General features: G+C 52.1%; 24 protein-coding genes and 2 pseudogenes. 24 read left to right on the forward strand and 2 right to left on the reverse strand.

All coding sequences use genetic code 11. From position 1 onward, the window contains the following. From DXB00_RS13225 to DXB00_RS13240, 5 genes and pseudogenes are all read left to right on the forward strand, one after another. Positions 1-392: pseudogene (locus DXB00_RS13225) on the forward strand (hypothetical protein); the annotation flags it as partial. Continuing rightward, complete coding sequence (locus DXB00_RS17430; protein WP_243107230.1) at positions 359-601, forward strand: DUF4368 domain-containing protein; 243 nt, start codon at positions 359-361, stop codon at positions 599-601. The pseudogene DXB00_RS13225 and the gene DXB00_RS17430, both read left to right, overlap by 34 nt. Positions 602-1,233: 632 nt before the next feature. After that, positions 1,234-1,410, forward strand: a complete 177-nt coding sequence (locus DXB00_RS13230; protein WP_119215029.1) for a tyrosine-type recombinase/integrase — start codon at positions 1,234-1,236, stop codon at positions 1,408-1,410. 4 nt (positions 1,411-1,414) lie between these two features. Beyond that, entirely contained in the window at positions 1,415-1,819 is a 405-nt protein-coding gene (locus tag DXB00_RS13235) for a hypothetical protein (protein ID WP_442861151.1), read from the forward strand. 105 nt (positions 1,820-1,924) lie between these two features. Continuing rightward, the gene (locus tag DXB00_RS13240) at positions 1,925-2,725 is read left to right on the forward strand and encodes a DUF4866 family protein (RefSeq protein WP_118285405.1); all 801 of its coding nucleotides are present in this window, start codon (positions 1,925-1,927) and stop codon (positions 2,723-2,725) included. Positions 2,726-2,791: 66 nt separating this feature from the next. On the opposite strand, the gene DXB00_RS13245 is transcribed toward DXB00_RS13240, so the two are convergent. Continuing rightward, complete coding sequence (locus DXB00_RS13245) at positions 2,792-4,120, reverse strand: threonine/serine ThrE exporter family protein (RefSeq protein WP_110436406.1); 1,329 nt, start codon at positions 4,118-4,120, stop codon at positions 2,792-2,794. Positions 4,121-4,632: 512 nt separating this feature from the next. On the opposite strand from DXB00_RS13245, the gene DXB00_RS13255 reads away from it, so the two are divergent. From DXB00_RS13255 to DXB00_RS13340, 19 genes and pseudogenes are all read left to right on the forward strand, one after another. Beyond that, positions 4,633-4,992 carry an ArsR/SmtB family transcription factor gene (locus DXB00_RS13255; protein WP_005330964.1) on the forward strand — a complete coding sequence of 120 codons (360 nt, stop codon included), beginning with the start codon at positions 4,633-4,635 and terminating at the stop codon, positions 4,990-4,992. A gap of 278 nt (positions 4,993-5,270) precedes the next feature. Then, positions 5,271-5,561, forward strand: a complete 291-nt coding sequence (locus tag DXB00_RS13260) for a DUF4491 family protein (RefSeq protein WP_118729931.1) — start codon at positions 5,271-5,273, stop codon at positions 5,559-5,561. Between the two features lie 32 nt (positions 5,562-5,593). Beyond that, the gene (locus DXB00_RS13265) at positions 5,594-5,815 is read left to right on the forward strand and encodes a hypothetical protein (protein WP_119215030.1); all 222 of its coding nucleotides are present in this window, start codon (positions 5,594-5,596) and stop codon (positions 5,813-5,815) included. A 111-nt stretch (positions 5,816-5,926) separates the two neighbouring features. Next, positions 5,927-8,281: pseudogene (locus DXB00_RS13270) on the forward strand (heavy metal translocating P-type ATPase). A 16-nt stretch (positions 8,282-8,297) separates the two neighbouring features. Further along, positions 8,298-8,816 carry a DUF6921 family protein gene (locus DXB00_RS13275; RefSeq protein ID WP_118729929.1) on the forward strand — a complete coding sequence of 173 codons (519 nt, stop codon included), beginning with the start codon at positions 8,298-8,300 and terminating at the stop codon, positions 8,814-8,816. A 10-nt stretch (positions 8,817-8,826) separates the two neighbouring features. Then, positions 8,827-9,366 (forward strand): hypothetical protein, encoded by a 540-nt coding sequence (locus DXB00_RS13280; RefSeq protein ID WP_008703787.1) that lies wholly within the window; start codon positions 8,827-8,829, stop codon positions 9,364-9,366. Then, a complete protein-coding gene (locus DXB00_RS13285; RefSeq protein WP_118729928.1) occupies positions 9,363-10,910 on the forward strand; it encodes an FAD-dependent oxidoreductase in 1,548 nt (515 codons plus the stop codon). The genes DXB00_RS13280 and DXB00_RS13285 overlap by 4 nt, the downstream gene beginning before the upstream one ends. After that, a complete protein-coding gene (locus tag DXB00_RS13290) occupies positions 10,907-11,620 on the forward strand; it encodes a succinate dehydrogenase/fumarate reductase iron-sulfur subunit (RefSeq protein ID WP_442861150.1) in 714 nt (237 codons plus the stop codon). Before DXB00_RS13285 ends, DXB00_RS13290 begins: the two co-directional genes overlap by 4 nt. A gap of 41 nt (positions 11,621-11,661) precedes the next feature. Further along, complete coding sequence (locus DXB00_RS13295) at positions 11,662-11,913, forward strand: MptD family putative ECF transporter S component (RefSeq protein ID WP_118360377.1); 252 nt, start codon at positions 11,662-11,664, stop codon at positions 11,911-11,913. A gap of 444 nt (positions 11,914-12,357) precedes the next feature. Further along, a complete protein-coding gene (locus DXB00_RS13300; RefSeq protein ID WP_118729927.1) occupies positions 12,358-12,588 on the forward strand; it encodes a hypothetical protein in 231 nt (76 codons plus the stop codon). Positions 12,589-12,708: 120 nt separating this feature from the next. Next, the gene (locus DXB00_RS17435) at positions 12,709-13,035 is read left to right on the forward strand and encodes a hypothetical protein (protein WP_243107232.1); all 327 of its coding nucleotides are present in this window, start codon (positions 12,709-12,711) and stop codon (positions 13,033-13,035) included. Next, the gene (locus DXB00_RS13305; protein ID WP_243107233.1) at positions 13,035-14,564 is read left to right on the forward strand and encodes an extracellular solute-binding protein; all 1,530 of its coding nucleotides are present in this window, start codon (positions 13,035-13,037) and stop codon (positions 14,562-14,564) included. The genes DXB00_RS17435 and DXB00_RS13305 overlap by 1 nt, the downstream gene beginning before the upstream one ends. Positions 14,565-14,570: 6 nt before the next feature. Continuing rightward, the gene (locus tag DXB00_RS13310; RefSeq protein ID WP_119215031.1) at positions 14,571-17,534 is read left to right on the forward strand and encodes a hybrid sensor histidine kinase/response regulator; all 2,964 of its coding nucleotides are present in this window, start codon (positions 14,571-14,573) and stop codon (positions 17,532-17,534) included. A 192-nt stretch (positions 17,535-17,726) separates the two neighbouring features. Then, the gene (locus DXB00_RS13315; protein WP_119215032.1) at positions 17,727-19,601 is read left to right on the forward strand and encodes a sensor domain-containing diguanylate cyclase; all 1,875 of its coding nucleotides are present in this window, start codon (positions 17,727-17,729) and stop codon (positions 19,599-19,601) included. Then, positions 19,598-20,794 carry a diguanylate cyclase gene (locus tag DXB00_RS16205; protein ID WP_147359220.1) on the forward strand — a complete coding sequence of 399 codons (1,197 nt, stop codon included), beginning with the start codon at positions 19,598-19,600 and terminating at the stop codon, positions 20,792-20,794. The genes DXB00_RS13315 and DXB00_RS16205 overlap by 4 nt, the downstream gene beginning before the upstream one ends. Continuing rightward, positions 20,791-21,276: a diguanylate cyclase domain-containing protein gene (locus tag DXB00_RS13330; protein ID WP_158581322.1), complete on the forward strand. Its 486-nt coding sequence runs from the start codon at positions 20,791-20,793 to the stop codon at positions 21,274-21,276. The genes DXB00_RS16205 and DXB00_RS13330 overlap by 4 nt, the downstream gene beginning before the upstream one ends. Further along, positions 21,273-22,736 (forward strand): GGDEF domain-containing phosphodiesterase, encoded by a 1,464-nt coding sequence (locus tag DXB00_RS17785; RefSeq protein ID WP_305143105.1) that lies wholly within the window; start codon positions 21,273-21,275, stop codon positions 22,734-22,736. The genes DXB00_RS13330 and DXB00_RS17785 overlap by 4 nt, the downstream gene beginning before the upstream one ends. Then, complete coding sequence (locus DXB00_RS17790; RefSeq protein ID WP_305143106.1) at positions 22,709-23,185, forward strand: EAL domain-containing protein; 477 nt, start codon at positions 22,709-22,711, stop codon at positions 23,183-23,185. The genes DXB00_RS17785 and DXB00_RS17790 overlap by 28 nt, the downstream gene beginning before the upstream one ends. 129 nt (positions 23,186-23,314) lie before the next feature. Further along, positions 23,315-23,692: a hypothetical protein gene (locus DXB00_RS13340; RefSeq protein WP_117750972.1), complete on the forward strand. Its 378-nt coding sequence runs from the start codon at positions 23,315-23,317 to the stop codon at positions 23,690-23,692. Positions 23,693-23,799: 107 nt separating this feature from the next. Here the strand turns inward: DXB00_RS13340 and DXB00_RS17795 are convergent, their stop codons facing one another. Beyond that, entirely contained in the window at positions 23,800-26,169 is a 2,370-nt protein-coding gene (locus tag DXB00_RS17795; RefSeq protein ID WP_118729922.1) for an HD domain-containing phosphohydrolase, read from the reverse strand. Positions 26,170-26,230: the final 61 nt, after the last annotated feature.

Raw genomic sequence — 26,230 nt, forward strand, 5'->3', positions numbered from 1 at the left:
GGGGCGAATGCAGCGCACACTATATCCGGGAAGATGTACTGCGGGAACTGGTACAGGAACGGATTCAGGCGGTCAATGCGTATATCCGCAGCGATGTGGAGGGCTTTCAGGAGGAGTGGCTGCATTACCGCCGCGCCGATCAGGAACGAGACATCCGGGAAGATCAGAAACGCATGGAGCAGGCAAAAAAGCGCCTTGCCAATCTTGATGTGGTCATGTCCCGGCTCTATGAGGATTACGCTCTCGGTGAGATCGGCAAGGAGAAGTATAAGAAAATGACGGCTGATTATGAAGCGGAGCAGGAACGGTTAAAGCTCGAAATGAAACAACGGAAGAATGGGGCGAGCAGCGGCAGGCAATGGGCGATGATCTGGACGCTTTCATTGCGCTGACGAAAAAGTATGTGGATGTCACGGAGCTGACGCAGACGATTGTCAACGAGTATATCAAGAAGATCATCATCCATGCGCCGGACAAGTCCAGCGGCAAGCGCCGACAGAAGGTTGAGATTTTCTTCAACTTTTTGGACGATGTGGAGATCCCCGTACTGGTAGAACCCATGATCGCAGAATCTACCCTTGGACGCAGAAAAACGGCGTGACCTTTTCGGTCACACCGTCCTCTGCCCCAACCGCAAGACAAATAGTTCCTTACGACTGTTAAGCCTTCGGAAAACGCCTTTTGTAATATTGAGCGAATGGGTTCAGTTGAAATTTCAAGTAGCAGAGCGTCGAAAAAGTGGTATAATGAATAAGTAAAAGGAAGACAGATGTGAACAGAGCGTGAGTGCAGGCGGTACTGCGCTGTGTATGCCGCGTATGCCAAAGCGTGTGCCAGCAAGTGGATTGTAGACAACAAGGAATCGCAGATTTTTAATCGAGGCCGATTTAACCGCTGTTGTGCGACTACAGAGGGTCAACAGGGGCTTGCAGACCTTTGTCCGTTCAGGTCATAATTTCCCGACGATGAAGCCGCTGGACTAAAAAGTCTAGATATACCGTCACTTTTGGGCATTGTGGGATTGGTTTGACACCAATTTGACACCACATATGAACAAAATGGCTTTACAGAAAGTAAGGAGTTATCCGTTTGGGATAGCTCCTTTTTTCGAATTCTTTTTATGAAGAAATTTCAAGCAAAAGCACTCCTTTCTCTCATAAAGAGATAATTGATGTATGTGCGCACTGATTAAATTTAACGGAGCAGTGTCTCCTCTTTACAATCAAAACATATATGTTGCGGCATACATTCTGTACGAGGATGATTCTGGGCGGAATAGACTTGAAAACAGTTCAGATTATCATGGGGCACGCAGATGCCGAAACAACCATGCGCGTTTATGCAAACGTGACCAAAGCGCAATCCCAGAATGAGATGATGCGAATGGAGGGAAAGATGAAGCTGAAGTAGAATTATGCAACTCAAATCCTGTTTGAGGACACTTGGTTTTTCTGCTACCAATGATATATTTGCGGAAAATGCGTGGTATTTCAGAAATGCACTTGTCCGTGCAAACTATACGAACCTGCAGAAAGGTATTCACGAAACAACGGAGTATCTGGAAGTGTTTTTCAGAAATCTGCTTTTGAACGAGAAGAATGAGCTTCATAATCGCAATCTACATATAAGTGGACTTTTGAATGAAGAAAAAGTGGATATGGGAAATGCAAAAGTGGATATTGAGAATGAAAAAGTGGACATTGAAAGCGTGCTTTCCGAGAAAGGCAGTAATTTCTCAGTAAAAACGACGGTTCATATTCATAGACTCTTTTGTGAATGCTACCCTAATAGTTGGCCACAGGAGATGCGGGAGGTTTGACGGTTACGTTATAATTTGAAAAATACGATTGACATACGAGATAAACAGGGCTATGCTTGTATTGCGAAAAAGCAAGCTCTTGACAGTGCATGAGGAGGAATTATCATGGCATCACTTTTTCCAAGAGAGGAACACGCCGAAGCACTGTTCCACAGAATTCTGAGCAATCCGGGTGCAGAGCAGCAGTTGTACGAAACCTTCTGCATGGAACAGGAGAATGCATCGTTTGAGGATGGCGGCGGTGCAGAGTGCAGCTTTGCGAAAGCGCTTTTGCAGGCTTACGAGAACCGCGATATTTCCGCGCTGACGATTGCGCTATGCAATAACACGATGTTCGATCTGCTGCGCACAGCCTATCTTATTCCGTATCGCTTTCATGGCAAAAACGGCGGGAATCCCAGACTGCTGACCGATGCGAACGGTGAGGTGCGCGAGGAATACCGCAATGCCGTCTCGGCACGAGAGCTGCGCAAGTTCCACGATATTTACCGTCAGCACCTGTCTGTACCGCGTGCGGCGCTCTACCTGGCCGATGGCAGTCATCTGCGCCACAAGTACACCAAGGACATGCAGGTGCGGGAGATGTATTCGCCGTCCCGCCGCGGCGTGCTGACGCTGTACGCGCTGCCGGATACGGTCGAGCAGGGTCTGACCGAAGCACAGGCGTACAACATCGTCTGGGACGCATTCAATGAAATCCAGCAGAGGTGTCCGACCGCGATGGTATTCTACGGTCAGGACACCGGCTACAAGTTGCAGAAAAGCCACGATGAACTGGGCGTTCTGCTGCCGCTTAAGGAGTTTGAACATAACATCCTGCACCATCTCGAGCAGGTGGACGGCATTGTGCTGCGCTGTCGTGAGGAGATGATCCATCAGGCTGGCAAGGACTCGCTGCCGCTGTAAAAAGCATAACAAAACCGCTGCTATGAGGAAAACTCACAGCAGCGGTTTTGGCTTGTCTGCAGAAAATCAGGTGCAGTAACGGAACATCTTATCCGTCATAATACGGGCGAAGATCAGTCCGAGCGGAAGCGCGAGAATGATCAATGTGGCAGACGCGAACCACGAAGCGGAAATGCTCAGGTTCATCATACCGAGATTGTAAATTGCGCGGTAGAGATACAGGCCGGGCACCATAATCACAATAGATGGCACTGTAATCGCGATGCGCGGAAAACCGGAGTGCTTTTTGTACGCAGAAGCCAGCAGTCCGGCGATCATGGCCGCGAAAAATGCGGCAGCCGCAGGCGGCAAAGATGCAAGGTCAACCAGCTCCAGACGCAGCGTGTTGGATATTGCGCCGATAACCGCGGCGGACATCGCCAGTGGTACCGGGCTGTTGAACATGATCGAAAAGCCGAACACACCGCAGAAGCTGGTGAGCAGGCGGAATACGATATACTGTAGCATGCTGAGGTTCAGCGGCAGAAAATCTACCGGTTTGAGGTGCAGCGCGAGCGCCATCAGCCATGCGGCCATCGTGGCAATCAATACGATCATTACCGCGTAGCTGAGCCGTTCGAGACCTGACCGCATATCCAGCTTGGCCATGTCGATGCCGCTGGTGATGAACGGAAATCCGGGAATGATGAACAGCATGGAGCAGATGTAGCCGGCTTCGTGCTGGACATTGATGCCGCAGGTCATCTCGGCAATCTTGAGACAGCCCGCGTACACCAGACAGGCTGCTGCGACCGAAACAGTCGTGCAGAGCACAAGCGTCAGATGGTGCTTGGACAGCTTGCAGCGCACGGCGTTGCCGATACCCGCGCCAAAGAATGCGAGTATCATCTCGACCCAGCCGCCGCCGAGCAGAAACGTAAATGCACCGCAGGCGAGGGCAGCCGCCAGACCGAGCATCAGTGGCGAATACAGTCCGTGCACCTGCTCGATTTCGTCAAGGTGGGTGTGCAGCTGCTCGCCGGTCATACGGGAGCAGATGTCGGCAAACTCAGCGACGAACTGCTCGAGTCGGTTGAGCTTTGAGGTGTTGACGCCTGTGCTGGTCAGCGTGAGCGTTTGCGAAAATGCCTGTTCACCGTCAAAGCAGGTGTATTCGATTGAGGTCAGGCCAATGTCGGCTGCACAGACCAGCCCCAGCTCCTCCGCAAGCGTGTTCATCGAACTGCGGACACGCCATGCACCGGTGCCGCATGAGAGCAGCATCAAGCCGGTGCGGCCGATGACGGAGGCCTTCTCGCGCAAGGGCGCGGCAGAGATCGGTAGAGTAGCATCATGTGATGTGTAATCGTGCCACGCAATGTGCATGTGGTTGGGGCGAAAAGCAGTTTGCGGCATAGTAACGCACTTCCTTATATGGCTGTATTGTAGTCGTTCTGTGCAGTAAAGTCAATAGATGAATGTAGAAAACGTCTGTTCAATTATTTGTAAAAGTAAATTCCTGTTGGGTGTGGAATTTAGCCTTACAAACTTATTCGCTGTTCACCTGTAGTGGTAAAAATCACATATTTTGCAGAGTCGCCGTATTCTGAGCACTTTGCCTGTGAAGCTTTCAGCAGTTTTGCTTTTTCAACTTCTTTATTAATCTCATATATCTGCTTCTTGGCCAGTTTGGGATTAAAAGTAACAATCCTTTTTTCTGTTATCTTGAACTTTTTAATTTTTCCTGTTTCGGAGTCCTTGAATTTATATTCAAACTCATCTACACATTCTTTGATGCGGTATAAAAGTATTAAGCAGTTAAAAACAAAAATCCAAGAAGATATTTACTAATCTTATTGACATAGAAAAATAAATGAATATAATCATAGTTGAACAACTATTCAACTAAAATTATACGAGGTAAGTGTATGCCTAAAACGTCTTATATTTGTAATTGCGATGTAATTCATGAGGATATTGTGAATGATGTGAAATCCAAGATGCAACCCAAAGATGATTATATCCAGTTAGCATCTTTATTTAAGCTATTTGGAGATGGTACCAGAGTACAAATCTTACACGCTCTGGAACAGAGTGAGATGTGTGTATGTGATCTTGCTGTGCTACTGGGGGTAACGAAATCCGCAATCTCACACCAGTTAAAGGCATTGCGTCTTGCGAATCTGGTAAAATTCCGTAAAGAAGCACAGATAGTTTACTACTCGCTGGCAGATGATCATGTGAAAGAGATTATTGACAAGGGATTTGAGCATCTTTGGCAGAAATAATATTTTTTAATATTATAGTTGAGTAATTGAACAATTAAACAAATTATAGAGTAGGGATGCGCTGATTGCTGCAGGTTATGATCCGTGTAAAAAATGCAATCCGTAAAAATGTGTCAGATATTTAAAAAATATAGAAGAGGAAGGTTGTAGTTCTATATTGCAATACTTCTTCTTTGCGCATATTGGATATGTTGTTGAGGGCGACTGTTGCACGCAGAAGATAAGTTGCGCCGGTCTGCGATAATGTGCTGTTTGTATAAGGAAAAGGACAAGGAGTTATGATGAATTTTAGTGGTATATTGATTGGTGTGCTTACCTTTTTTCTGATTGGATTGTTCCATCCTATTGTTATATATGCGGAGTATTACTTTGGAAGCCGCTGTTGGCCGGTATTTTTGCTGGTGGGCATTTTGTGTATGATTCTATCCGTAAGAATGCAGGAAATACTTTGGTCGGTTTCCCTGGGTGTTTTGGGCGTCAGTTGCTTTTGGAGCATTAAGGAACTGAAAGAACAGGAAATAAGAGTGGCAAAAGGATGGTTCCCGAAGCGGAAGGTGGATAAGCACTAAAGAAGAAAGCGGGGAGATGAGAAGATGGCGGTATGGAGATTACAGGTGAATACTGGAGGAGCGAACGTTGCGGATTATTGCTTGCAAAACCATGTTGCAGCACTTTGGGGCTGGCAAGGTACTTGCTATGGAGCGTTTATCAAGCAATCTTACACGTTTCTGACGAGCTGATTGAAAAAATCTATATCGACTTCTTCAACAGACTGCCAGAATTCATGCAGAACGCCCTAAGTGAAGACTTCCGGGTGGCGTAAGTGGTATTTTTAGGATCTGAAATATAGAGTTTTCAAGGTACAAATCCCACTATTTATGTGGGAAGTTTAAGTGAGTGATTGAACAATTAAACAAATTATAAGGAGATTATCATGAAACGCATATTTCTATTAAAAGGGTTGGACTGTCCAAATTGTTCCGCAAAAATTGAAAAGGAAGTCGAAGAATTGGATGGAGTACAATCCTCAGTTGTAAATTTGATGAAGCAGACGCTTACAATCAATGTTGCTCCAGCTGCCGCAAATACAATAGCCAGTCAGATTGAAACGATTGTCTACAGCCATGAGCCGGGTGTGGAGGTTCAGGAAGAAACAATTATCCCCGTTACAAAGAGTTATTTGTTAAAGGGCTTGGACTGTCCGAACTGCTCCGCAAAAATTGAAAAAGAAGTCGGAGAATTGGATGGAGTGCAATCCTCAGTGGTAAATCTGATGAAGCAGACGCTTACAATCAATGTTGCTCAGACAGCCGCAGATACGATAGCCAGTCAGATTGAAACGATTGTTCATAGCCATGAGCCAGATGTGGAAGTTTCTGAAATTGTACAGGAATCTTATATACCGGAAAAAAGCAGGAGGCCAATGAATCCTATAACAATGAGGACAAGAAGTTGACGATTCGTTTAGCGATTGGCGCAGCAATCTATGGTATTGGTATGGCATTGACTGTTTTTGCGAAAGTGCCACTGCCTATCGAGTTAGCTTTTCTCATTGTTTCTTATGTTATTCTTGGTGGAGATGTTGTATGGCAGGCTGTGAGGAACATTTCAAAGGGGCGTGTATTTGATGAACATTTTTTGATGAGTGTTTCTACGATTGGGGCTTTTGTCATTGGTGAATATCCAGAAGCAGTTGCTGTTATGCTGTTCTATCAAGTTGGTGAATTTTTCCAGTCGTTGGCTGTTAAGCGTTCCAGAAAATCTATATCAGATTTAATGGATATACGTCCGGATTGTGCTACAGTCAGAAGGAACGGAGAATTGATTACCATATCTCCTGAAAGTGTTGCCATTGGTGAGATTATTATTGTAAAGCCTGGTGAAAAAATCCCATTAGACGGTGTGGTATTGGATGGAGATTCTATGCTGGATACGAGGGCTTTAACTGGAGAATCGGTTCCGAGAAGCGTTCATAAAGGAGACGAAGCACTTTCCGGTTGTATGAATCAGACGGGTGTTTTAACGATTAAGACAACGAAAGCATTTGGTGAATCTACTGCTTCAAAGATTATTGATCTTGTGGAGAATGCGTCCAGTAGAAAAGCACCAACAGAAAATTTCATTACTACATTTGCACGTTATTACACTCCTGTTGTTGTAATCTTAGCAGCTATTCTGGCAATTCTGCCACCGATCCTTCTTGGTGGAGGTTGGACAGAGTGGATTCGCAGAGGATTTGTTTTCCTTGTGGTATCTTGCCCATGTGCATTGGTCATTTCAATCCCGCTGACTCTCTTCGGAGGTATTGGTGCGGCATCTAAACGAGGTGTTCTTGTAAAAGGAAGTAATTATTTAGAGGCGCTTAATAATGTCAGCATTATTGTGTTCGATAAAACTGGAACACTTACAAAGGGTGTTTTCAATGTGACTGATATTCTGCCTGCAAATGGATTTTCAAAAGAACAGGTTCTGGAGTATGCGGCCCAGGCAGAGAGCTTTTCTAACCATCCTATTGCAAAATCCATTCTCTCCGCTTATAGAAAAGAAATTGACCAATCAGTTATCTCTGATTACAAGGAAATTTCCGGATATGGAATCAGTGCCATGGCAGGAAAGAAGAAAGTTTATGCTGGCAATACGAAACTTATGGATTCAGAGCATGTGGAGTACACAGCCTGTGAAAAAGTTGGTACAAAGGTTTATATAGCAGTAGATGGTCAATATGCCGGATGCATTTTGATAACAGATGAAGTAAAGCCGGACAGCAAAAAAGCAATTTCTGATTTGAAACATATCGGTGTGGAAAAAACAGTCATGCTTACCGGTGATGATGAAAAAATTGGGAAGTCTGTTGCAGAAGAATTGCAGTTGGATGAATATTATGCACAGCTGCTTCCTGACCAAAAAAGTGGAAAAGGTTGAGCTTTTAGATGGTAAAAAGAGACCGGGAAGCAAAATGGCTTTTGTTGGTGATGGTATCAATGACGCTCCTGTCCTTGCCCGTGCAGATGTTGGTATTGCAATGGGTGGGCTTGGTTCGGATGCGGCCATTGAAGCAGCAGATGTAGTTCTGATGACAGATGAACCGTCTAAGCTGGTGGACGCGATTGAAGTAGCAAAAGCGACAAAACAGATTGTCATGCAGAATATAGTGATTGCTCTTGGGATTAAGAGTGTGTTCCTGATTCTTGGCGCTCTTGGTATTGCGGGAATGTGGGAAGCTGTATTTGGTGATGTAGGCGTTACCATAATTGCTGTTTTAAACGCAATGAGAATTTTGAGAAAATAGGAAATGAGGTGGGAATGTGAAACGAAAACTGATTCTGTTAGTTGTTACGATTGTTTTTCTTGCAGGTTTCGGTGCACTTTTGCACTCACCGCTCTCTATGATTGATGCAATCACAGGAGCAACACCGAAAGCAAAAAAAGCTGCCCAAGCCGCCGCACAGTTGGAAGGCTCTTATGTTCTCGGTATTAATATGATGTCAGATGGTCTCGACAACGAGAACACCCGGAATAAATTAAAAGAATTGGCACTGGACGATTCGGAAACAAATGAAACAGATCTCATGAAAACGGACATTAGTTTTCGGTTATATGTATCTGAGACGGATTATCCGCTTGTCAGTTATGCTAAGAAACTCTGTGACAGGTTGAAACAGGCCGGTTTTTTCGTAGATCTGAAAGAGTACAGTAACACAATGATGCTATCAAGAGTGGTAAGTGGAAAGTATGATGTATTCCTGGCATCGGATGATTTTATTGACGTTACAACGCTAACACAGATGGACTATATGATCATGGACAGCGAAGAAATGAGGTGAGCGGGAATTTATGAGAAAATGGAATACGATTTTGTCTGTTTTAATGCTTCTCATTTTTATGATTCATGGAATCATGGGCAGCTTTATGCTGAACGGAGTTGGAAGTAGCGCAGGGAAACTTCTTGCATGGATTGGTGTTGGTATTCTTGTTGTGCATACGGTGATTGGTGTCATCCTGACAGTTCAGAGTTTACAGACAGCGAAGCAATCCGGAAAAATGTATCTGAAACAGAACGCCATATTCTGGGCGAGACGAGCCAGTGGGCTGGCAATACTGATCCTGCTGTTCTTCCATATTGGCTTGTTTGGAAAGGTGCAGAATGGGACATATATTTTGTTCCCTTTTACAACGGTAAAGATGGTAACTCAGCTTTTGTTCGTGGCGGCAATCTTTGTTCATATTTTTATCAATATCCGCCCATTGCTCGTATCGCTGGGAATCATCAGTTATAAAGAACGAAGGGGGGATATTTATTTGATTCTTTCGGTGCTCCTTCTGTTTATAGCGGGCGCAGTTATTTTCTATTATATTGGGTGGCAATATCTATGAGTAAGACAATTATTATTATTATAGGTGCTGGACTGGCAGGACTTTCAGCGGCTTTGCAGGCAGCGGAAAATGGATGCAATGTAAAACTGGTTTCCTCCTTTCCATCAGAGCGGGCACAGTCTGTTATGGCGGAGGGCGGTATCAACGCAGCTTTGAATACAAAAGATGAAAACGACAGTCCCGAAGAACATTTCACAGATACAATAAAGGCGGCTTGCGGTCTGGCAGACCCAAATGCAGTTTGGGGAATGACACAGGCAGCACCGGAGCTGGTGCACTGGCTGTTAAAACTTGGAGTTCAATTTAACATGAGCGGCTATGATGATGTGGATCTGCGGAATTTTGGCGGGCAGAAAAAGAAAAGGACTGCTTTTGCGCAGAGCGATACCGGGAAGCAGATTATGACAGCTATGATAGACGCTGTTCGCAGGAAAGAAGCATCTGGTATGGTAGAACGGTTCAGCCATCATTCTTTCCTAACACTTCGTCTTTGTGACAATATTTGTTGTGGCTGCGTAATCAGGGATGAATACAGTCAGGAGACTGTGGAATTACCGGGGGATGCGGTTATTGTTGCCACCGGTGGTATGCACGGATTGTTTGGAAATACAACGGGTTCGCTGAGCAATACAGGAGAAGTCACCGCAGAATTGTTCAGGCTTGGTGTTCCTCTGGCAAATGGCGAGATGATCCAGTATCATCCGACAACTGTGAAATGTGGTGGAAAACGCATGCTCATCAGCGAGGCGGCCAGAGGGGAAGGTGGCAGGTTGTTTGCCATGAAAGATGGAAAACAATGGTATTTCATGGAGGAAAAATACCCGGAGCTTGGAAATCTGATGCCACGAGATATTACCGCCAGAGAGATATGGAAGGTCAGCCATGAATCAGAGGTATTTCTTGACATGACGGAAATATCGGACGAGATTATTTCAAATAAGCTATCTGGTCTGGCAGACGATTGTATGACCTATCTGCATAAAGATATACGAAAGGAACCGGTGTCTGTTTTACCGGGAATTCACTATTTTATGGGAGGCATTCTGGTGGATGAGCAGCACAGAACGCCGATTCAGAATCTTTACGCTGTCGGAGAATGCTGTGCCCAATATCATGGTGCCAACCGTCTTGGTGGAAATTCTCTGTTAGGAGCGTTATACGGAGGACGTGTTGCGGCAAAATCAGCATGCGAACAGGCAGATGTAGTAGATCTATCTTGTGCGACACAGATAGATTTTCCACCAGCGTCCCAAATTTCAGAAATAAAGCAATTAAACAAAGTGATGCAGGAGACTATGGGCGTTGTCAGAAATGAGAATACGTTGTTAAATGGGATTCAAACGGTACAAGCGCTGACAGGAAATCTTCCATTGCTTGGCATGGCAGTTCTAAAGAGTGCTCTTGCAAGAAAAGAAAGCCGTGGTGCACACTGGCGGGAGGATTATCCGAAGAGCAATGACGATGATTACCTTAAAACAACGGTAGCCAGATTTGATGGAAAGCAGATACAGATTTCCTTTGTACCTGTTCCAGAAAGGCGGTGATTCACTTGGTATATAAAATAAGAATCAGGCGGCAGGAGAGTCAGAAAGCAGACAGTTATTGGCAGGAATTTGAGTTCGACGGAAGCAGAAACAGCTCTGTTGCCACTGTTCTAAAGGAATTGAACAGTAGAACCCCTTTGAAAGATAACTCAGGGAATATAGTTACTCCCATCAGCTGGGAATGTAGCTGTATGGTGCGAAAATGTGGGGCTTGCGCCATGCTGATTAACGAACGTCCGAGGCTGGCATGCTCTACATTTCTACATACGTTAAAAGGTTCTACAATTACCTTGGAACCTTTAAGCAAATTTCCGCTTGTAAGAGATTTGATCGTTGACCGGTCAAATCTGTTTGAAAATTTGAAAAAACTGAACCTTTGGCTTGAAAGTGAAGCTTATATGAGTTCGTGGACACATGAACCGAGATACCAGTCGGCACGCTGTCTGATGTGTGGCTGCTGCCTTGAAGTGTGTCCTAACTTCTCTGCAAATGGGACTTTTGCAGGCGCTGTTGCTGCAGTCAACGCATTTCGGATTCTGAATGAAGAACAGGAAATAAGCCATCGAAACGATGTTTCAACTCAATATAAGGAAAATTATTTTGAGGGATGCGGGAAATCATTAGCTTGCCATAACATTTGCCCGATTGGTCTACCTGTCGAAGAATTGATCGTGAGGTCAAATTCGGTAGCTATTTGGGGAAGACAGTGAGTAGCAAAATGCTGATTAAAAAACATGATTAACCTACATCTATGGTTTTACCAAAAATAGAGACATATCCTTTGTTTCGGTGTGTTAGCGGTTTTATTATGGACTGGATTCCGTATATGTATACTGTGGCAAAGATACCAAAAACAGGAGTAGTTCTTGTAATGAACCTGTTTGTTGCAGTCGCTTTTCTGGCTTTTGGGGAACTTGCAAATCTGCTGCTTGTCAGTTTGAGTGTTTGCTCTATTTTAGGGGGAATTGTTCGGAAATGGGTCGAATATAAGAATTATAAGTAATCAGCGATTTTGGGAAAAGCAGGCTGAGGCGTTCGGGAAGCGGTTTTTGAATTTTGAGCGAATGAGTACAGTTGAAATTTCAAGTAGCAGAGCGCCGAAAAAGTGGTATAATGAACGAGTAAAAGGAAGACAGATGCGAACAAAGCGTGAGTGCAGGCGGTACTTCGCTGTGTATGCCGCGTATGCCAAAGCGTGTGCCAGTGAGAGGATTGTAAACAACAAGGAATCGCAGACTTTTAATCGAGGCCGATTTAACCGCTGTTGAGCGACCGCAGAGGGTCAACAGGGGCTTGCAGACCTTTGTCCGTTCAGGTCATAATTTCCCGACAATGAAACCGCTGGACTGATTGCGGGCGCACAAGGCAGAATAACCGTGTACACGCGAGATTCTGCAGATAGCTTACACCAAATTACCACAGGCTTGCAGCAAAGGAAGCCTTGGAAATGTACAGATTGAATTTGGGCAATCGACCCGTCGAGAAATCGGCGGGTCTTTTTTTGCTCATCGGAGGCGCGGCGGTGTGTTCTTTTCGCAGCCTTGCAGCCACACAGCGTTTCACGCCGGTATCCCATTTCAACTTGTTTTACAGGAATATTCGCCGCAAAAGCGCTCCGAATACGGCGTATAGTCTGTGTTTTCGCCTGTTTTGGCAGAAAAAAGGCGAAATTCCTTGAAATACCGTCCGCGAAGTGCTATGCTATTCTTATATAATGCCGTTTTGCGGCGAGAAATGAGGAAAAAGAAGGGCAGTCTGTCGGGGAGAGGCGGCTGTCACGGGTAAGGAGAATTGGTTGATGAAAACAAAAAAGAGGAAGCGGGGTCTGTCCTTCCTGCTCGCGGTACTGGTAACAGCGGCATGTCTGCTGACCGGCTGCGGCACACAAAAGAGCGAAGCACAGGAGGACGCGGAAACCATTCAGGTCTATCTATGGAACACCACGCTGTACGAAAAATATGCCCCCTATATCCAGTCGCAGCTGCCGGATGTGAATATTGAGTTCATTGTCGGCAATAACGATCTGGATTTTTACAAATTTCTGAACGAGAACGGCGGCCTGCCGGACATCATTACCTGCTGCCGCTTCTCGCTGCATGACGCTGCGCCGCTCAAGGCAGTCTGATGAACCTCGCCACGACCAACGAGGCAGGCGCGGTCTACAACCCCTACCTCAGCAGCTTCAAAAACGAGGACGGCAGCATCAACTGGCTGCCGGTCTGCGCGGACGCGCACGGCTTTGTGGTCAACCGCAGTCTGTTCGAGAAATACGGCATTCCGCTGCCAACCGATTACGACAGCTTTGTTTCCGCCTGCAAGGCGTTTGCAAAGCACGGTATCCGCGGCTTTGATGCGGACTATACCTACGATTACACCTGCATGGAAACCCTTCAGGGACTTTCGGTTTCCGAGCTTTCCTCGGCGGAAGGCCGCAAATGGCGCGCCGCGTACAGCGACCCGGCCAGCACCGAGAAAGTCGGTCTGGACGACACCGTCTGGCCGACCGCATTCAAGAACCTCGAGCAGTTCATCCGCGACACCGGCCTGAACGCCGCTGACCTGACACTGAACTACGACGACATCATGGACCGGATGCGCAGCGGCGAGCTTGCCATGTGCTTCGGCACCTCGGCTAACGTTAAGATCCTGCAGGATGAGGGTATCGATACGACTTTCCTGCCGTTCTTCGGTCAGGACGGGCAGCAGTGGCTGATGACTACCCCGTATTTTCAGATTGCGCTGAACCGCGAGCTGGAACAGGACAGCGCACGCCGCGACAAGGCGATGCAGGTGCTCCATGTCATGCTCTCCGAGGAAGCACAGAACCACATCGTCTATGACGGACAGGACATCCTGAGTTACAGCCAGAACGTCAGCCTCCGTCTGACCGATTATCTGGAGGACGTGCGCCCGGTGGTCGAGCAGAACCATATGTACATCCGCATCGCCTCCAACGATTTCTTCTCGATCTCCAAGGATGTGGTCTCGCGCATGATCGCGGGCGAATACACAGCAGAGCAGGCGTATCAGGCGTTCAACGCGCAGCTGCTTGCGGACGAGCCTGCCCCGGATGCGGCTGTGCTGACCTCGGACAAGGGCTATTCGAACGTTTTCCATGCGGACAGCGGCAACGCTGCCTTCTCCGTAATGGCGAATACGCTGCGCGGCGTGTATGACACCGATGTGCTCATCGCTGCGGCGAACAGCTTTACCGGCAGCGTGCTGGCGGCAGACTATACCGAGAAGATGGCGGCCTCTATGATCATGCCGAACGATCTACGCGCGTATCAGCGCACGATGAACGGTGCGGAGCTGACCGAGACCGTCCGCGCCTTTGTCGAGGGCTGCGAGGGCGGCTTTACGCCGTTCAACCGCGGCTCTCTGCCGGTGGTCAGCGGCATCGCCATCGAGGTCAAGGAGGAAAACGGTGGCTTTACGCTGATCGGGATCACGCGGGACGGCAAACCGCTCCGCGAGGACGAGACCGTAACCGTAACCTGTCTGGCGACGGCGGGCAGCATGGCGCCGCTGTTTGCGGACGAGAGCCGTGCCTTCGAGGGCGGCGACACGAGAGTTCGGGACACCTGGAGCGCGTATGTTTCCGGAGGGAACGCCGTACTGGCGGAGCCGGAAAACTATATTACATTGAGGTAAACGAAAATGGCAGATAAAACACGCGGAAGCAAAATAAAATACCGCTTCCTGAAAAAATGGCGCCGCCCTGCCGCCGCACTGTTGGCTCTGGCGGTGCTGCTCGGCGGCATCTGCTATCGGTATTTCTTGTTTATGTCGCAGACGGTCTATCGGGAGAGCACCTCGCATCTGTCGGAGATCCTGCGTAAATCCGACAATATGCTGAACCATCTGGTCAGCCGAAACCAGATGATTCTGCATCTGTGGAACGATTTTCTGAAAAACGCCTCGAGCGAAGAACAGATCCGTTCCAGTCTGAACGAGATGCAGAAGGAGACCGGCTGCGCCGCCCTCTACTTCCTCGCCTCGGACGGCAGCTGCATGACGCAGGACGGCGAAAAGAGCAGCCTTGGCTCGCAGACCGATCTGGACACGCAGCTTTTCGCCGGAGAGGATGTCGTTGTGAATGCGGTGCTGCCCGGAAAGCCGCAGATGCTCGTGTTTGCCTGCCCGGAGATGAGCGGCACCTACCGCGGCTTCGCCTATGATGCGATCGCCATCGCCTACTATAATGGTACGGTGCTGAGCGCGATCGACAACTCCGCCTTCGAGGGCACGAGCCACAACTATGTTGTCTACCCGGACGGGCGCGTTGTGCTCGACAGCGAGGCTGACGGTGAGAACGGCAGCGAGGAATCGGTCTATAATTTCCTCGCGGAGCTGCGCAGCAGCTCCAATCTGTCCGATAAAGCGTTCGACGCGCTGAGTGACGATTTCGCGCAGGGCAGGGACGGAAGCAAGATGCTGACGCTGCATGGAACCCGGTACTATCTGGTCTACGAGAACACAGGCATTCAGGACTGGATTATGCTCAGCCTTGTCCCGGTCAGCGTTGTTAACGCCAGCATGGATACGCTGTGGCACCGGACGGTCGAGATCGTGACCGCTATTGCGTGCCTGCTTATGGTGCTGCTCATCGCGCTCATCGTGCACAGAAGCCGCGATGCGCTGCGTCGGAGAGATACCGAGATCCTGTATCGGGATGAGCTGTTCACCCGGCTCTCACGCAACGTGGACGACGTTTTCTTCATGCTGGATGCCGAAACCTCCCGCACGGACTATGTCAGCCCGAACATCGAGCGGCTGCTGGGCGTGCCGCTCGAGCAGGTGCAGCAGGACATCCGTGCACTGCGGGCGCTGCACCCGAAAGACTCTCCCGACCACGATAAGAACTTCCTCGCGGGGATTCAGTGCGGCGAGCAGAGCGAATGGGATGCCGATTATGCCCATCAGCAAACCGGTGAGCGCCGCTGGTTCCACATCGTCGCCATGGGCAGCGAGGTCGCAGGCCGGACCAAGTACATCCTCGTGATGTCCGACCGCACGGCTGACCGGAAGATCAATCAGGCACTTTCCGAGGCGGTTGCGGCCGCCGAAGCCGCCAGCCGCGCCAAGAGCACCTTCTTGTCTAATATGTCGCACGATATCCGCACACCGATGAATGCGATCATCGGCTTTACTACCCTTGCGGTCAGCAATATCGACAATCAGGAACGGGTGAAGGACTATCTGACCAAAACCCTCTCCTCGAGCCGCCACCTGCTCGCGCTCATCAACGATATTCTGGACATGAGCCGCATCGAGAGCGGCAAGCTTCATCTGGAGGAAACCGAGGTCAACCTCGCCGAGATGCTGCACGATATCAAGACCATCGTCAGCGGACAGATATACGCCAAGCAGCTCGAGCTTTATATGGATGTGCTTGACGTTGCCGACGAGGACGTTTACTGCGACCGGACACGTCTGGGGCAGATTTTGCTCAACCTGCTGTCCAACGCCATCAAGTTCACGCCGGCGGGCGGCACGGTCTCCGTGCGTATCCGGCAGCTTGCCGGAACCGTGCGCGACTGTGCACAGTACGAGTTCCGCGTCCGCGACAACGGCATCGGCATGAGTCCGGAGTTCGCGCAGAAGATTTTTGAGCCGTTTGAACGCGAGCGTACCTCCACGGTCAGCCGGATACAGGGAACCGGTCTTGGCATGGCCATCACCCGGAACATTGTCGAGATGATGGGCGGCACAATCAAGGTGCAGACCGAGAAGAACCGGGGCACCGAGTTTATCATCTGTCTGCCGCTGCGCGTGCGGACCGGAACCCGCCGCGAGGAAAAGATTGCGGAGCTTGCCGGCCTCAAAGCGCTGGTGGTGGACGACGATTTCAACACCTGCGACAGCGTGGCAAAGCTGCTGACCCGTGTGGGAATGCGTGCGGAGTGGACGCTCTCCGGACGGGAGGCTGTGCTGCGTGCACGGCAGTCCATCGAGCTGGGCGACCCCTGCCGCGCCTATATCATCGACTGGCGGCTGCCGGACATGAACGGCATCGAGGTCACGCGCCAGATTCGCAGCCTGAATGATGACACCCCCATCATCATCCTGACCGCCTACGACTGGTCGGATATCGAAGCGGAGGCGAAGGCGGCAGGCGTGACGGCCTTCTGCTCCAAGCCGATGTTCCTGTCCGACCTGCGCGACACCCTGCTGACAGCCATCGGACACATGCAGACGGCAGATGAGCAGGACATCCTGCCCGGGAAAAACGCCGACTTCCGCGGACGGCATATCCTGTTGGTTGAGGATAACGAGCTGAACCGTGAGATCGCAATGACAATCCTGCACGAGTACGGTTTTCTGGTCGATATCGCCGAGAACGGCGCGGTCGCGGTGGAAAAGGTCCGCACCTCGGACCCGGGCCGCTATGATCTGGTGCTGATGGATGTGCAGATGCCGGTCATGGACGGCTATACCGCCACCCAGCGCATTCGTGCGCTGAAGGACCCGGCGCGCGCCGCAGTCCCGATCGTTGCCATGACGGCCAACGTGTTCGAGGAGGAGCGAAAGCAGGCGTTCGACTGCGGCATGAACGGCTTTTTGTCCAAGCCGATCGTGGTTGAGGAGCTGATCGACGCGCTGAAGGGCATTATGCACTGACCGCGCCATGCGGATACATCAAAACCCGGAGTACCGGCCGAGAACGGCTGACGGTACTCCGGTTTTTTCGGATATGCAGAGGAAAATAAATGCCGCTGCGCCGCAATCTTCGCTTTCCTTTTCGGTCGGGAAATAGTATAATTATGGCATGGGAAAAGGAATGAATAAATTTTACCGAAGGAGGGGCAGAACATGAAAAAGCGATCAAGAATTGCTCTGCTGACCGCACTTCTCACCATAGTGTTTGCGGCGGGTATTGGCGTTTACAGCAACTATATCGGAATGCAGATTTATCAGGAAAGCTCGAATCATCTGCTCGAAAGCTATGCGCAAATCTCCAAGACCTTCACGCTGTTCGTGCAGCGAAACTGGACCGTGCTGAGCCAGTGGGACAGCCTGATGAGTAACGTACAGACTGATGAAGACGTTGACGAGATATGGAACACGATTCAAGACAACCGATCGTCGTGGCATTACAGCGATTTCTATATGGTCAATCAGAACTCGCAGTATCTAACAGCAGATGGGCGAAAGGGCAGCGCCGACAGCATCGACGGCGTTTTTCAGGAGATGTACAGCAAGGGCGGGCCAATCGTCTCCACCTATACGGCAACCTACGGCGTGCCCAAGATCGCGTTTGCGATGCCGATGAGCCGAAATCTGACGCTGGACGGCGTGACCTACACCGGTATCGCGGTCAGCTATGATACGGACGTGGTCGATGATCTGGTTGACGGCAGTATGTACGGCGGACAGAGCGACTGCTATGTGGTGCGCTCGAACGGCGACATCGTGCTGGAGTTTGAACCGCAGACCGAGCTGTGCGCGGGAATGACCAACCTGTACGACCTGTCCAACCACGCTGACTGGAAATATGGCAGCATGGACGATATTAAGGACTGCATTCAGCTTGGCAAGAGCGGAAGCGCGCAGTTCACCTGCGATGGGACGAGAAACTATCTGGTCGCGATGCCGACCGCGTTTCCGGACTGGTCACTCGTTGGCATCATCCAGGCGGATGAGGTGGACGGTGCACTGTATGACGTGCAGAATTCCTCGCTCATCCTGCTCGGCGCACTCTGTTTTTTCACCGTCATCATCGTGGTGCTGGCGCTGGGGATGGAGAGCCGGCTGCGCCTTAAGAACGAGGAAATGGAGCGGCTGAACCTCGAGCGCGAAAAGATGAAAAGCGACCGTTTCCTGCAAAGCATGAGCCGCATCGTCGATCGGTATTCCATCGTCAATCTGGATACCGGACGCTACCGCTATTATGAGCTGCGGTTCGATCAGCCGCTCTATCCGACCTCCGGACAGTATTCGGAAATGGTCGAAATCATCTCTAAACGCTATGTCGCGCTGATCGATACGGAAAACGCCAAGCTTTCGCGGCTGCTTACGCCGGACTATCTGCGCAGTGTGCTCCGCAAACCGGATGACAACCTCAAAATCGAGTATTGCAGCCGGACGGAGAACGCCTATATGGTGATGACCGTCCTCCCGGTTGAGTGGCACGCGGACGGCACGGTCTCCGTGATCATGCAGGTTGTGCAGGATATCGGGCAGAAGGTCGAGCTGGAAAACATGGCAAACACGGACGGTCTGACCGGCCTGTTCAACGAGCGCTATTTCAGTCGGGTCCTGAACATCTGTGAGGCGAAAAAGCTGCCGTTTGTGCTGTATTACCTCGATCTCGACCGCTTTAAGCCGATAAACGACACCTACGGTCACGCCATGGGAGACCGGCTGCTCAAGGAGATCAGCGCGCGGCTGCTGCGCTGCATCCGCAGCCGGGACTACGCCTTCCGCATCGGCGGCAATGAGTTCGCGCTTATCGTCAGCGCCGATATGGACGAGGAGCAGCGCAGCCGCATGGCCGAGCGCATTCAGACTATGCTCTCTGCGCCCATCGTTATCGAAGGAAAACTGCTTTCGGTCGGCGTCAGCTGCGGCTGCGCCTGCTATCCGGAGGACGGCGACGCTTCGCAGGTGCGCATCACGGCGGACAGCCGTATGTACGCGGAAAAGCAGCACCATCACGAAGACGACCGGACGGAGGAACAGTCATGAAACACAAAACCCTGCGGTGCGCCGCAGAGACAGCCGCCCTGCTGCTGACCGTGGCAATGCTGACGTTCCTCATTGCCGGACTGCATCAGCACGAGCCGGACAGGGAGCTTTCCACCCTTGATACCGGCTGGTATCAGCTGACGAACGGCGTGCGGCGCGAGATTACGCTCCCGGTCACGCTTCCGGCTGAGCCGGGGCAGACGCTTACCCTGTATAACGACACGCTGACCGCCCGCGATGCCGGAAAGCTGCTGAGCGCGCGCGGCGTGGAATACGGCATCGAGATCCGTGCGGGCGAAACGCTGCTCTATCGCTACGAGGACAACGCTTTTCCGAAAAACACGCAGATGAAGGGTCGCCTGTGGGCGGATGCGGAGCTTCCGGACAATATCGGCGGACAGACGCTCAGCCTGACCTTTACGCAGCTTTCCGACCGGACAGACAGGTTTGACGCGCCTTTGCTCGGCTCGGTGCGGAGCATCACCGGCCACCATATCCAGACCTCACTGTTTTCCCTGGTCATGATGCTCGCCATGGTCATCCTTGCCGTGCTGGCGCTGCTGATCTTCTGCTACATGAGCAGCTGCGGCATCCACGAGCGCCGCTTCCTCGATGTGGCGGTCTTTCTGCTGCTGTGCAGCCTGTGGTGCCTGACCGATTCCGCTCTGTATCAGATTTACGGACGGGATACTGCCGCCGGAAGCGTCGTTTCCTTTTACGCCTTTATGCTGATGTCTATCCCGATGGTGCATTTTGTCCGCAACACGATAAGCGGCAGACGGCAGCTCGTTCCCGATATATGCATTGCGCTGTTCTGCGCCAACGCGCTCGCACAGGGCGCGGCGTACCGGCTTTTCGGCATCCGGTTTATTGATATGCTGCCGCTGACGCACCTGCTTCTGACGGCAGGCGTTGCGGCGATGCTGATCGTGCTGCTCCGGTCGTACCGCGAGCAGCCCTCGCAGCAGCTTCGGCTGCATATTGCGGCGTTTGCCGCACTGGGCGTGTTCGGCGTGGCAGCGCTCGTCCTGTACGGCCTGCTGCACATCTACTGGTACGATGCAATATTCCAGTTTGGCGTGCTGCTGTTCATCATCCTGCTCTTCCGTGAGCTGCTCGGACAGGCGACCGAGGATATGCGCTTTCACATGGAGCACCGCATCAGCATCAGATGCAGCGTGAGGATCGTATGACCGGTCTGCCGAATCGCCGCGCGTTTGAGGAATACATGGAGCGCATCCGCACCGGCGAGGTCGGATGCCGCGATGCGGTGCTGACCTATATCCGGCTGGAGGGCTTGAACGAGCGCAACGACCGCTTCGGCCTTCAGGCAGGGGATGAGGCGGTCATCGCCGCCGCGCGGTGCGTTGCAGACTTTTGCCGCGCGTGCGTGGACGGAGGCGAAAGTGTATCGTGCTTCCGCACCGGCGGAAACGAGTTCGCCCTCATTCGTCCCGAGCCAAGGGCAAATTCGGGGCAGCTGCACCGGCAGTTCAGCGCGATCGTCGCGCGGTACAACCGCACCTGTGCGCCGCGCGCCCGCATCACGATGACCTACGGCTTCAGCCGCCTGTGCGACGAGGACGGAAAATCGCGCAGCATCAGCGCATGGAAGGCGGAGGCGGACGCCTATTTGAAGAGAAATGCAACCAGACTGGGAGGGGACACGGAATGACAACCAATCTACATTATCTGATCGCCGGGATGGCGGTGCTGCTGGTTGTTCTGTGGCAGTATTCTCATCAGCGGCAGATGGATGACCGGAACAGCCTCATGTTCCGCCGCCTGCTGACCGTCGTCAGTCTGGACGTTTTCACCGAGCTGGTGAGTACATGCTTCATCCTGTACGCTCCGTACAGCTTTGGCGTCGGCCGCATGCTCTCGAACACCGTGTTCTATCTGTTTCAGGCGATCCTGCCGCTCATGCTGCTGTACTATGTCTGTACACTGTGCTCGAGCCGCGTGATCTCCACCGGAACCGTACTGCGCATGGGCATTCCGACTATCGTTTTGGTTTTTATCATTCTGACCAACCCTTTCACCGAAAAGCTGTTCTATTTCGACAGCACCGGCTACTACCACGGTCCGTGGTATCTGCTGCTGTATGTCAGCGCCCTGCTGCACATCGCAGCGGCAGCGATTTTTGTCGCGGTGCACCGGGATGCGGTCAGCCGCCGCAATCTGACGGCGCTGCTTACGGTCTTTTTGCTCGCCGCCTTCGGCATCGCCGCGCAGGCCGTCAATCCCGCGGTGCTGACGATCGGCTTCGGCCTTTCGCTCAGCATTCTCGCAATGTATCTGACCATCAACAATCCCTGCGCGTGCATGGACAGCCTGACCGGACTGAATGACAAGCAGTATCTGCTGCGCCGCATGAACGAGCTGACCGACGCACACAAGGCCTTTCACATCATCACGGTCTACGCCTACCAGCTTGACCACATGAACAAAGTCTCGGGCGTGCAGAGCGGCGACGAATTTCTGCGCCGCGCGGCAGAGCACATGCAGGAGATCGCGGGCAGGAACGTGTTCCGCGTGACAGGCAAGCGGTTTCTGCTGCTGACGTTCTCGCTGCGCGAGTACGAAGCCTGTCTGACGAGTCTGCGGCAGGTGTTCCGCACGCAGCCGGATGACGAGCAGGCCGCTCCCTCGCCGGTCATCCTGTGCGGCGTGGTGGGCGCGGAAAAGCTGGGAACGGGCGGTCTTGTGCTGGATTATGCGGAATATCTCGAATCTCTCGCAGCACGCCGCGGCGGGACTGAGGTCATCCAGAACGACCGCAAGAACAGGGACAGTTTTTACTACAACAAGCAGGTCGAGCAGTTCCTGCACCGCGCGATCGACGAGGATCTGTTCGAGGTCTATTATCAGCCGGTCTATTCGCTGCATCAGCAGCGCTTTGTCACCCTTGAGGCGCTCAGCCGCCTGCGGCATCCCACGCTCGGCTGGATCTCACCGGATATTTTTATCCGCCTTGCGGAGAAGAACCGCCTTATCAGCCAGATCACCGAGCTTCAGCTGCGGCGTGTCTGCCGTTTTCTGCGCGAAACCCGGCGCTCCGCGCGAGCATTGCGAACGTCAAGATCAATCTTTCGCCGCTCGATCTCATTCACAGCGATGGCGGAAGCCACCTGATCCGCATTCTGGATGAATACGGTCTGCCGTACTCCTGCTTCCAGTTTGAGATCACCGAGACGGTTGCGACCGAGTATTCCGCGAGCCTGACCCGGGTGGCGGAGAGCTTTCAGGCGGCCGGCATCGGCCTGTGTCTGGATGATTTCGGCTCGGGCTACGCCAACCTGAATACGGTCATGCAGCTGCCGTTCTCGGTCATCAAGCTCGACCGTTCGCTGCTGTTCCACATCTGCACGGACAAAAACGCCGCGCTCTTCTACCAGAGCATCGTATCCGCCTTCTGCCGTCTCGGCTACCGCATCATTGCGGAGGGTGTGGAGACGCAGGAGGAGATGGAGCTGCTGCGGAGCTGGAACGTGGACATGATTCAGGGCTATTATTTCTCCCGTCCCCTGCCGCCGAGCGAGCTGCTGCGGCTGCTGACCGAGGAAGCCGTCGAGCAGATGTGACCGGGTGCGGCGGACCGCCCCAAAAAATCCGTGAAAAAATTTTTCAGAAGACGGAACCTTTTTAGACGTGCTTCGTCTAATAGAGAGAAAGAGAGCAGATACTGCTCTCTTAGAAAGAAGGCTTTTTACATGAAAAAAACACTGATGGTATTTGCATGCACGGCTCTGCTGGCTGCATCGCTTTCGGCCTGCGGCAGCAAGCCCGCCGAAAATAAGGATACCGGTACAGCATCGTCTGCGGCGGCCTCGTCCTCGAGCAGCGAACAGCAGCAGGAAAACACGCTCACCGGCTCGCTCGATGAGAAGAAGAACGGCATGTTCGTTGTAACGGATGCCGAGGGTGCCTCCTATGAATTTACCTACGATCCCTCCGATACGCCGAAGGGTCTGGACGATGCCGCAGAGGGCGATTCGGTCACTGTGACTTATACGGGCACGGTCTCCGAGGTCGATTCGTTTGACGGCACGATCGTTTCGGTCGAGGAAGCGGAGGCAGCACAAAATTAAAGACGCGGCTCCTTGCGCAGACTCCGTCGCGCTGCCGCTTGGAAAGAACGCAAAAAATCCCCTGCCGGGGACAGATTTTCTGTATCCCCGGCAGGGGATTTCGCTTTTCAGGACTTCTGTTCGGCCTTGTCCAGATACATCAGATAATCCGCCTTGCGGATAGCCTCTGTGATCGGATGCACGCCGCAGATGCCGCCGATGCTGACCGAAAGCTGGACATCCGCGAACTCCGACATGCGGATGCCGCGCACGACCTGCTGGATCTGCTTTTTCTTGTCGAGGAAAACTTCCTCGGTCATGCGCGGAAACAGCAGCAGGAATTCGTCGCCGCCGTAGCGGATCAGAATATCGGTCTTGCGAATGCAGGAGCGCACCGCGTCCGCAATGTCGCGCAGCGCCGCATCGCCTGCGGCGTGGCCGCAGCGATCGTTGATGAGCTTGAAGTTGTTTACGTCGATCAGCGCCACGCCCTCCATGCCCTCAAGGTGGGTGCGGTAGGTTTCAAAATAACGGCGCGAATAGACGTTGGTCAGCGGGTCGAGGAACAGCTGCATATCCTCGCCGCGCGTGCGGTCAAGCAGAAAACGTGAGCCGTTTGCGTCGATCCAGCGGCCCTCGTTGAGCCGCGAGACCAGCTCGAGCACGCAGGGCGTGCCGTTGATCGTAATATACTTGGAGATGACGAAATACATCTCATTTCGTGTAAATTCGAGCTTATTGAGCGTAGTATGCTCAGCATACGCCCGTGCAGAGATGCAGTTGGCGCAACCCACGTCGGTATCCCAGAATGCGGCGCAGCGCTCACCCGTGCGGTGCAGAACGCCGTCCGCATCGAGATCGAGCACGGCGTATTTTGTCGGGTCAACCAGACGGACGACATCAAAGAACGCGCTCAGACGCTGTATATCATCGGTGATCGACAGCTCGTCCGTTGCGCTTTTGTCTGTGCAGCGGAAGGGCGCACAGCTGTCCTGCACTTTCTGCGTGTCGGTCAGACAGCCGATTACGCCGACATAGTGACCGGGGGAGAATGGCGACCAGAGCGTACGCATCCGGATGTTGTGCCAGTGCTGCTCGTGCCCGACCGGCAGGAGCAGGCTGAGCGAAAGCTCATTGTTCTCGGGCGTTGTGGCCTTGAGGGCGGCTCTTAGCCGCGCAATATCGGCCGGCCGCAGCAGTCGGAGACTGTCCGGTTCATGCACGTTCAGTATCGTGCGCTGCTGCTGCCGCGGACGGCTTTGGTCGGCTATTATGACGATATCGGCGGGAACGTCATACTCAAACTGCACATCGCCGCAGCAGGAGACAAAGAAATCCAGCTTTTCCTTGACATAATCCAGCTCGCGCTGGGCGCGGTCGCTGAGCGGTACATCGCTCTTTTGCAGCAGCTCGGCAGACAGGCGCTTTGCGTCGCGGTGGAGCACCTGATCGGCGGCGAGCGTCGGCAGTGCGCTTCGGAGGCGCATGCTGATCTCATGAAGGCAGTCGAGCAGCATCGGGTTGAACGCGCCGCACTCTCCGTTGAGGATCATGGTGATGGCGGTGTCGTGGCTGTACGCCTTTTTGTAGCAGCGGTCACTGGTCAGCGCGTCAAATACGTCCGCCAGTGCGACCACCTGCGCCGAGATCGGGATCTGTTCACCGAGCAGGCCATCCGGATAGCCGCCGCCGTCCCAGCGCTCGTGGTGCCAGCGGCAGATTTCGATAGCGACCTTGACCAGCGGCTCGTCGCGGTATTGCGTCAACTCCTCGAGCATGGATGCGCCGACGGCGGGATGGGTGCGGATGATGTTGAATTCCTCGGGCGTCAGTGCGCCCGTCTTGTTCAGAATGCTCTCGGGGATGCTGATCTTGCCAATGTCGTGCAGGGCGGACGCGGTGGTAATGAGGCGGATCTTTTCCTCAGTCAGACCGTATACATCGGTCTTTTCGGTCAGCTTGCGCAGCAGCATTTCGGTCACGGTTTGCACCTGAAGCACATGCTGTGCGCTCTCACTGTTGCGGAACTCGACAATATGACTGAGGATGCCAATCATGACATGGCTGTTTTTCTCGTTCCGATAGATTTGGTCGGAGACCATGTCCATCAGCCGCTTCTGGTTGGCGTAGAGCGTGAGCGTGTTTTTGACGCGGCGCTGCACAATGAAGGAGTCGAACGGACGGCGGATATAGTCGGTAATGCCAAGGCTGTAACAGCGTTCGATAACCGCACGGTCCTCGGCGGCGGAGATCATGATGACTGGCAGCTCCTCGATCCAGCGGAACTGATTCATGCGCTCGAGCACGCCGAAGCCGTCGATTTTCGGCATATTGATATCCAGCAGCAGCAGGTCGATGTGCATATCCTGCTGGATCATGAGGAGGGCCTGCGCGCCGTCCTCTGCCTCTGCGTAGTCATATTCCTCACCGAGAATCGCCTTGAGCATTTCTCGGTTGAGCTCTGAGTCGTCAACAATCAGAATTTTCTGTCGGTTCATAGTCGTTCGACCGCAGCCGGGTCGCTTTCCCTCCCTTTGTTTACCGGAATTTGACCGGTTG

Source organism: Butyricicoccus sp. OF10-2 (assembly GCF_003481925.1).
Classification (GTDB): domain Bacteria; phylum Bacillota; class Clostridia; order Oscillospirales; family Butyricicoccaceae; genus Agathobaculum; species Agathobaculum butyriciproducens.

Excerpts from the sequence above, each read along its gene's own strand:
- DXB00_RS16205 (WP_147359220.1), top strand. The coding sequence starts at position 19,598 with ATGAAACACAAAACCCTGCGGTGCGCCGCAGAGACAGCCGCCCTGCTG.
- DXB00_RS13265 (WP_119215030.1), top strand. The coding sequence starts at position 5,594 with ATGGAGATTACAGGTGAATACTGGAGGAGCGAACGTTGCGGATTATTG.
- DXB00_RS17435 (WP_243107232.1), top strand. The coding sequence starts at position 12,709 with ATGAAAACAAAAAAGAGGAAGCGGGGTCTGTCCTTCCTGCTCGCGGTA.
- DXB00_RS17795 (WP_118729922.1), bottom strand. The coding sequence starts at position 26,169 with ATGAACCGACAGAAAATTCTGATTGTTGACGACTCAGAGCTCAACCGA.
- DXB00_RS13255 (WP_005330964.1), top strand. The coding sequence starts at position 4,633 with ATGCCTAAAACGTCTTATATTTGTAATTGCGATGTAATTCATGAGGAT.
- DXB00_RS13230 (WP_119215029.1), top strand. The coding sequence starts at position 1,234 with ATGTTGCGGCATACATTCTGTACGAGGATGATTCTGGGCGGAATAGAC.
- DXB00_RS13235 (WP_442861151.1), top strand. The coding sequence starts at position 1,415 with ATGCAACTCAAATCCTGTTTGAGGACACTTGGTTTTTCTGCTACCAAT.
- DXB00_RS17785 (WP_305143105.1), top strand. The coding sequence starts at position 21,273 with ATGACAACCAATCTACATTATCTGATCGCCGGGATGGCGGTGCTGCTG.
- DXB00_RS13245 (WP_110436406.1), bottom strand. The coding sequence starts at position 4,120 with ATGCCGCAAACTGCTTTTCGCCCCAACCACATGCACATTGCGTGGCAC.
- DXB00_RS13280 (WP_008703787.1), top strand. The coding sequence starts at position 8,827 with ATGAGAAAATGGAATACGATTTTGTCTGTTTTAATGCTTCTCATTTTT.
- DXB00_RS13315 (WP_119215032.1), top strand. The coding sequence starts at position 17,727 with ATGAAAAAGCGATCAAGAATTGCTCTGCTGACCGCACTTCTCACCATA.
- DXB00_RS13310 (WP_119215031.1), top strand. The coding sequence starts at position 14,571 with ATGGCAGATAAAACACGCGGAAGCAAAATAAAATACCGCTTCCTGAAA.
- DXB00_RS13330 (WP_158581322.1), top strand. The coding sequence starts at position 20,791 with ATGACCGGTCTGCCGAATCGCCGCGCGTTTGAGGAATACATGGAGCGC.
- DXB00_RS13295 (WP_118360377.1), top strand. The coding sequence starts at position 11,662 with ATGGTTTTACCAAAAATAGAGACATATCCTTTGTTTCGGTGTGTTAGC.
- DXB00_RS13300 (WP_118729927.1), top strand. The coding sequence starts at position 12,358 with ATGTACAGATTGAATTTGGGCAATCGACCCGTCGAGAAATCGGCGGGT.
- DXB00_RS13240 (WP_118285405.1), top strand. The coding sequence starts at position 1,925 with ATGGCATCACTTTTTCCAAGAGAGGAACACGCCGAAGCACTGTTCCAC.
- DXB00_RS17430 (WP_243107230.1), top strand. The coding sequence starts at position 359 with ATGGGCGATGATCTGGACGCTTTCATTGCGCTGACGAAAAAGTATGTG.
- DXB00_RS13340 (WP_117750972.1), top strand. The coding sequence starts at position 23,315 with ATGAAAAAAACACTGATGGTATTTGCATGCACGGCTCTGCTGGCTGCA.
- DXB00_RS13260 (WP_118729931.1), top strand. The coding sequence starts at position 5,271 with ATGATGAATTTTAGTGGTATATTGATTGGTGTGCTTACCTTTTTTCTG.
- DXB00_RS13285 (WP_118729928.1), top strand. The coding sequence starts at position 9,363 with ATGAGTAAGACAATTATTATTATTATAGGTGCTGGACTGGCAGGACTT.
- DXB00_RS13305 (WP_243107233.1), top strand. The coding sequence starts at position 13,035 with ATGAACCTCGCCACGACCAACGAGGCAGGCGCGGTCTACAACCCCTAC.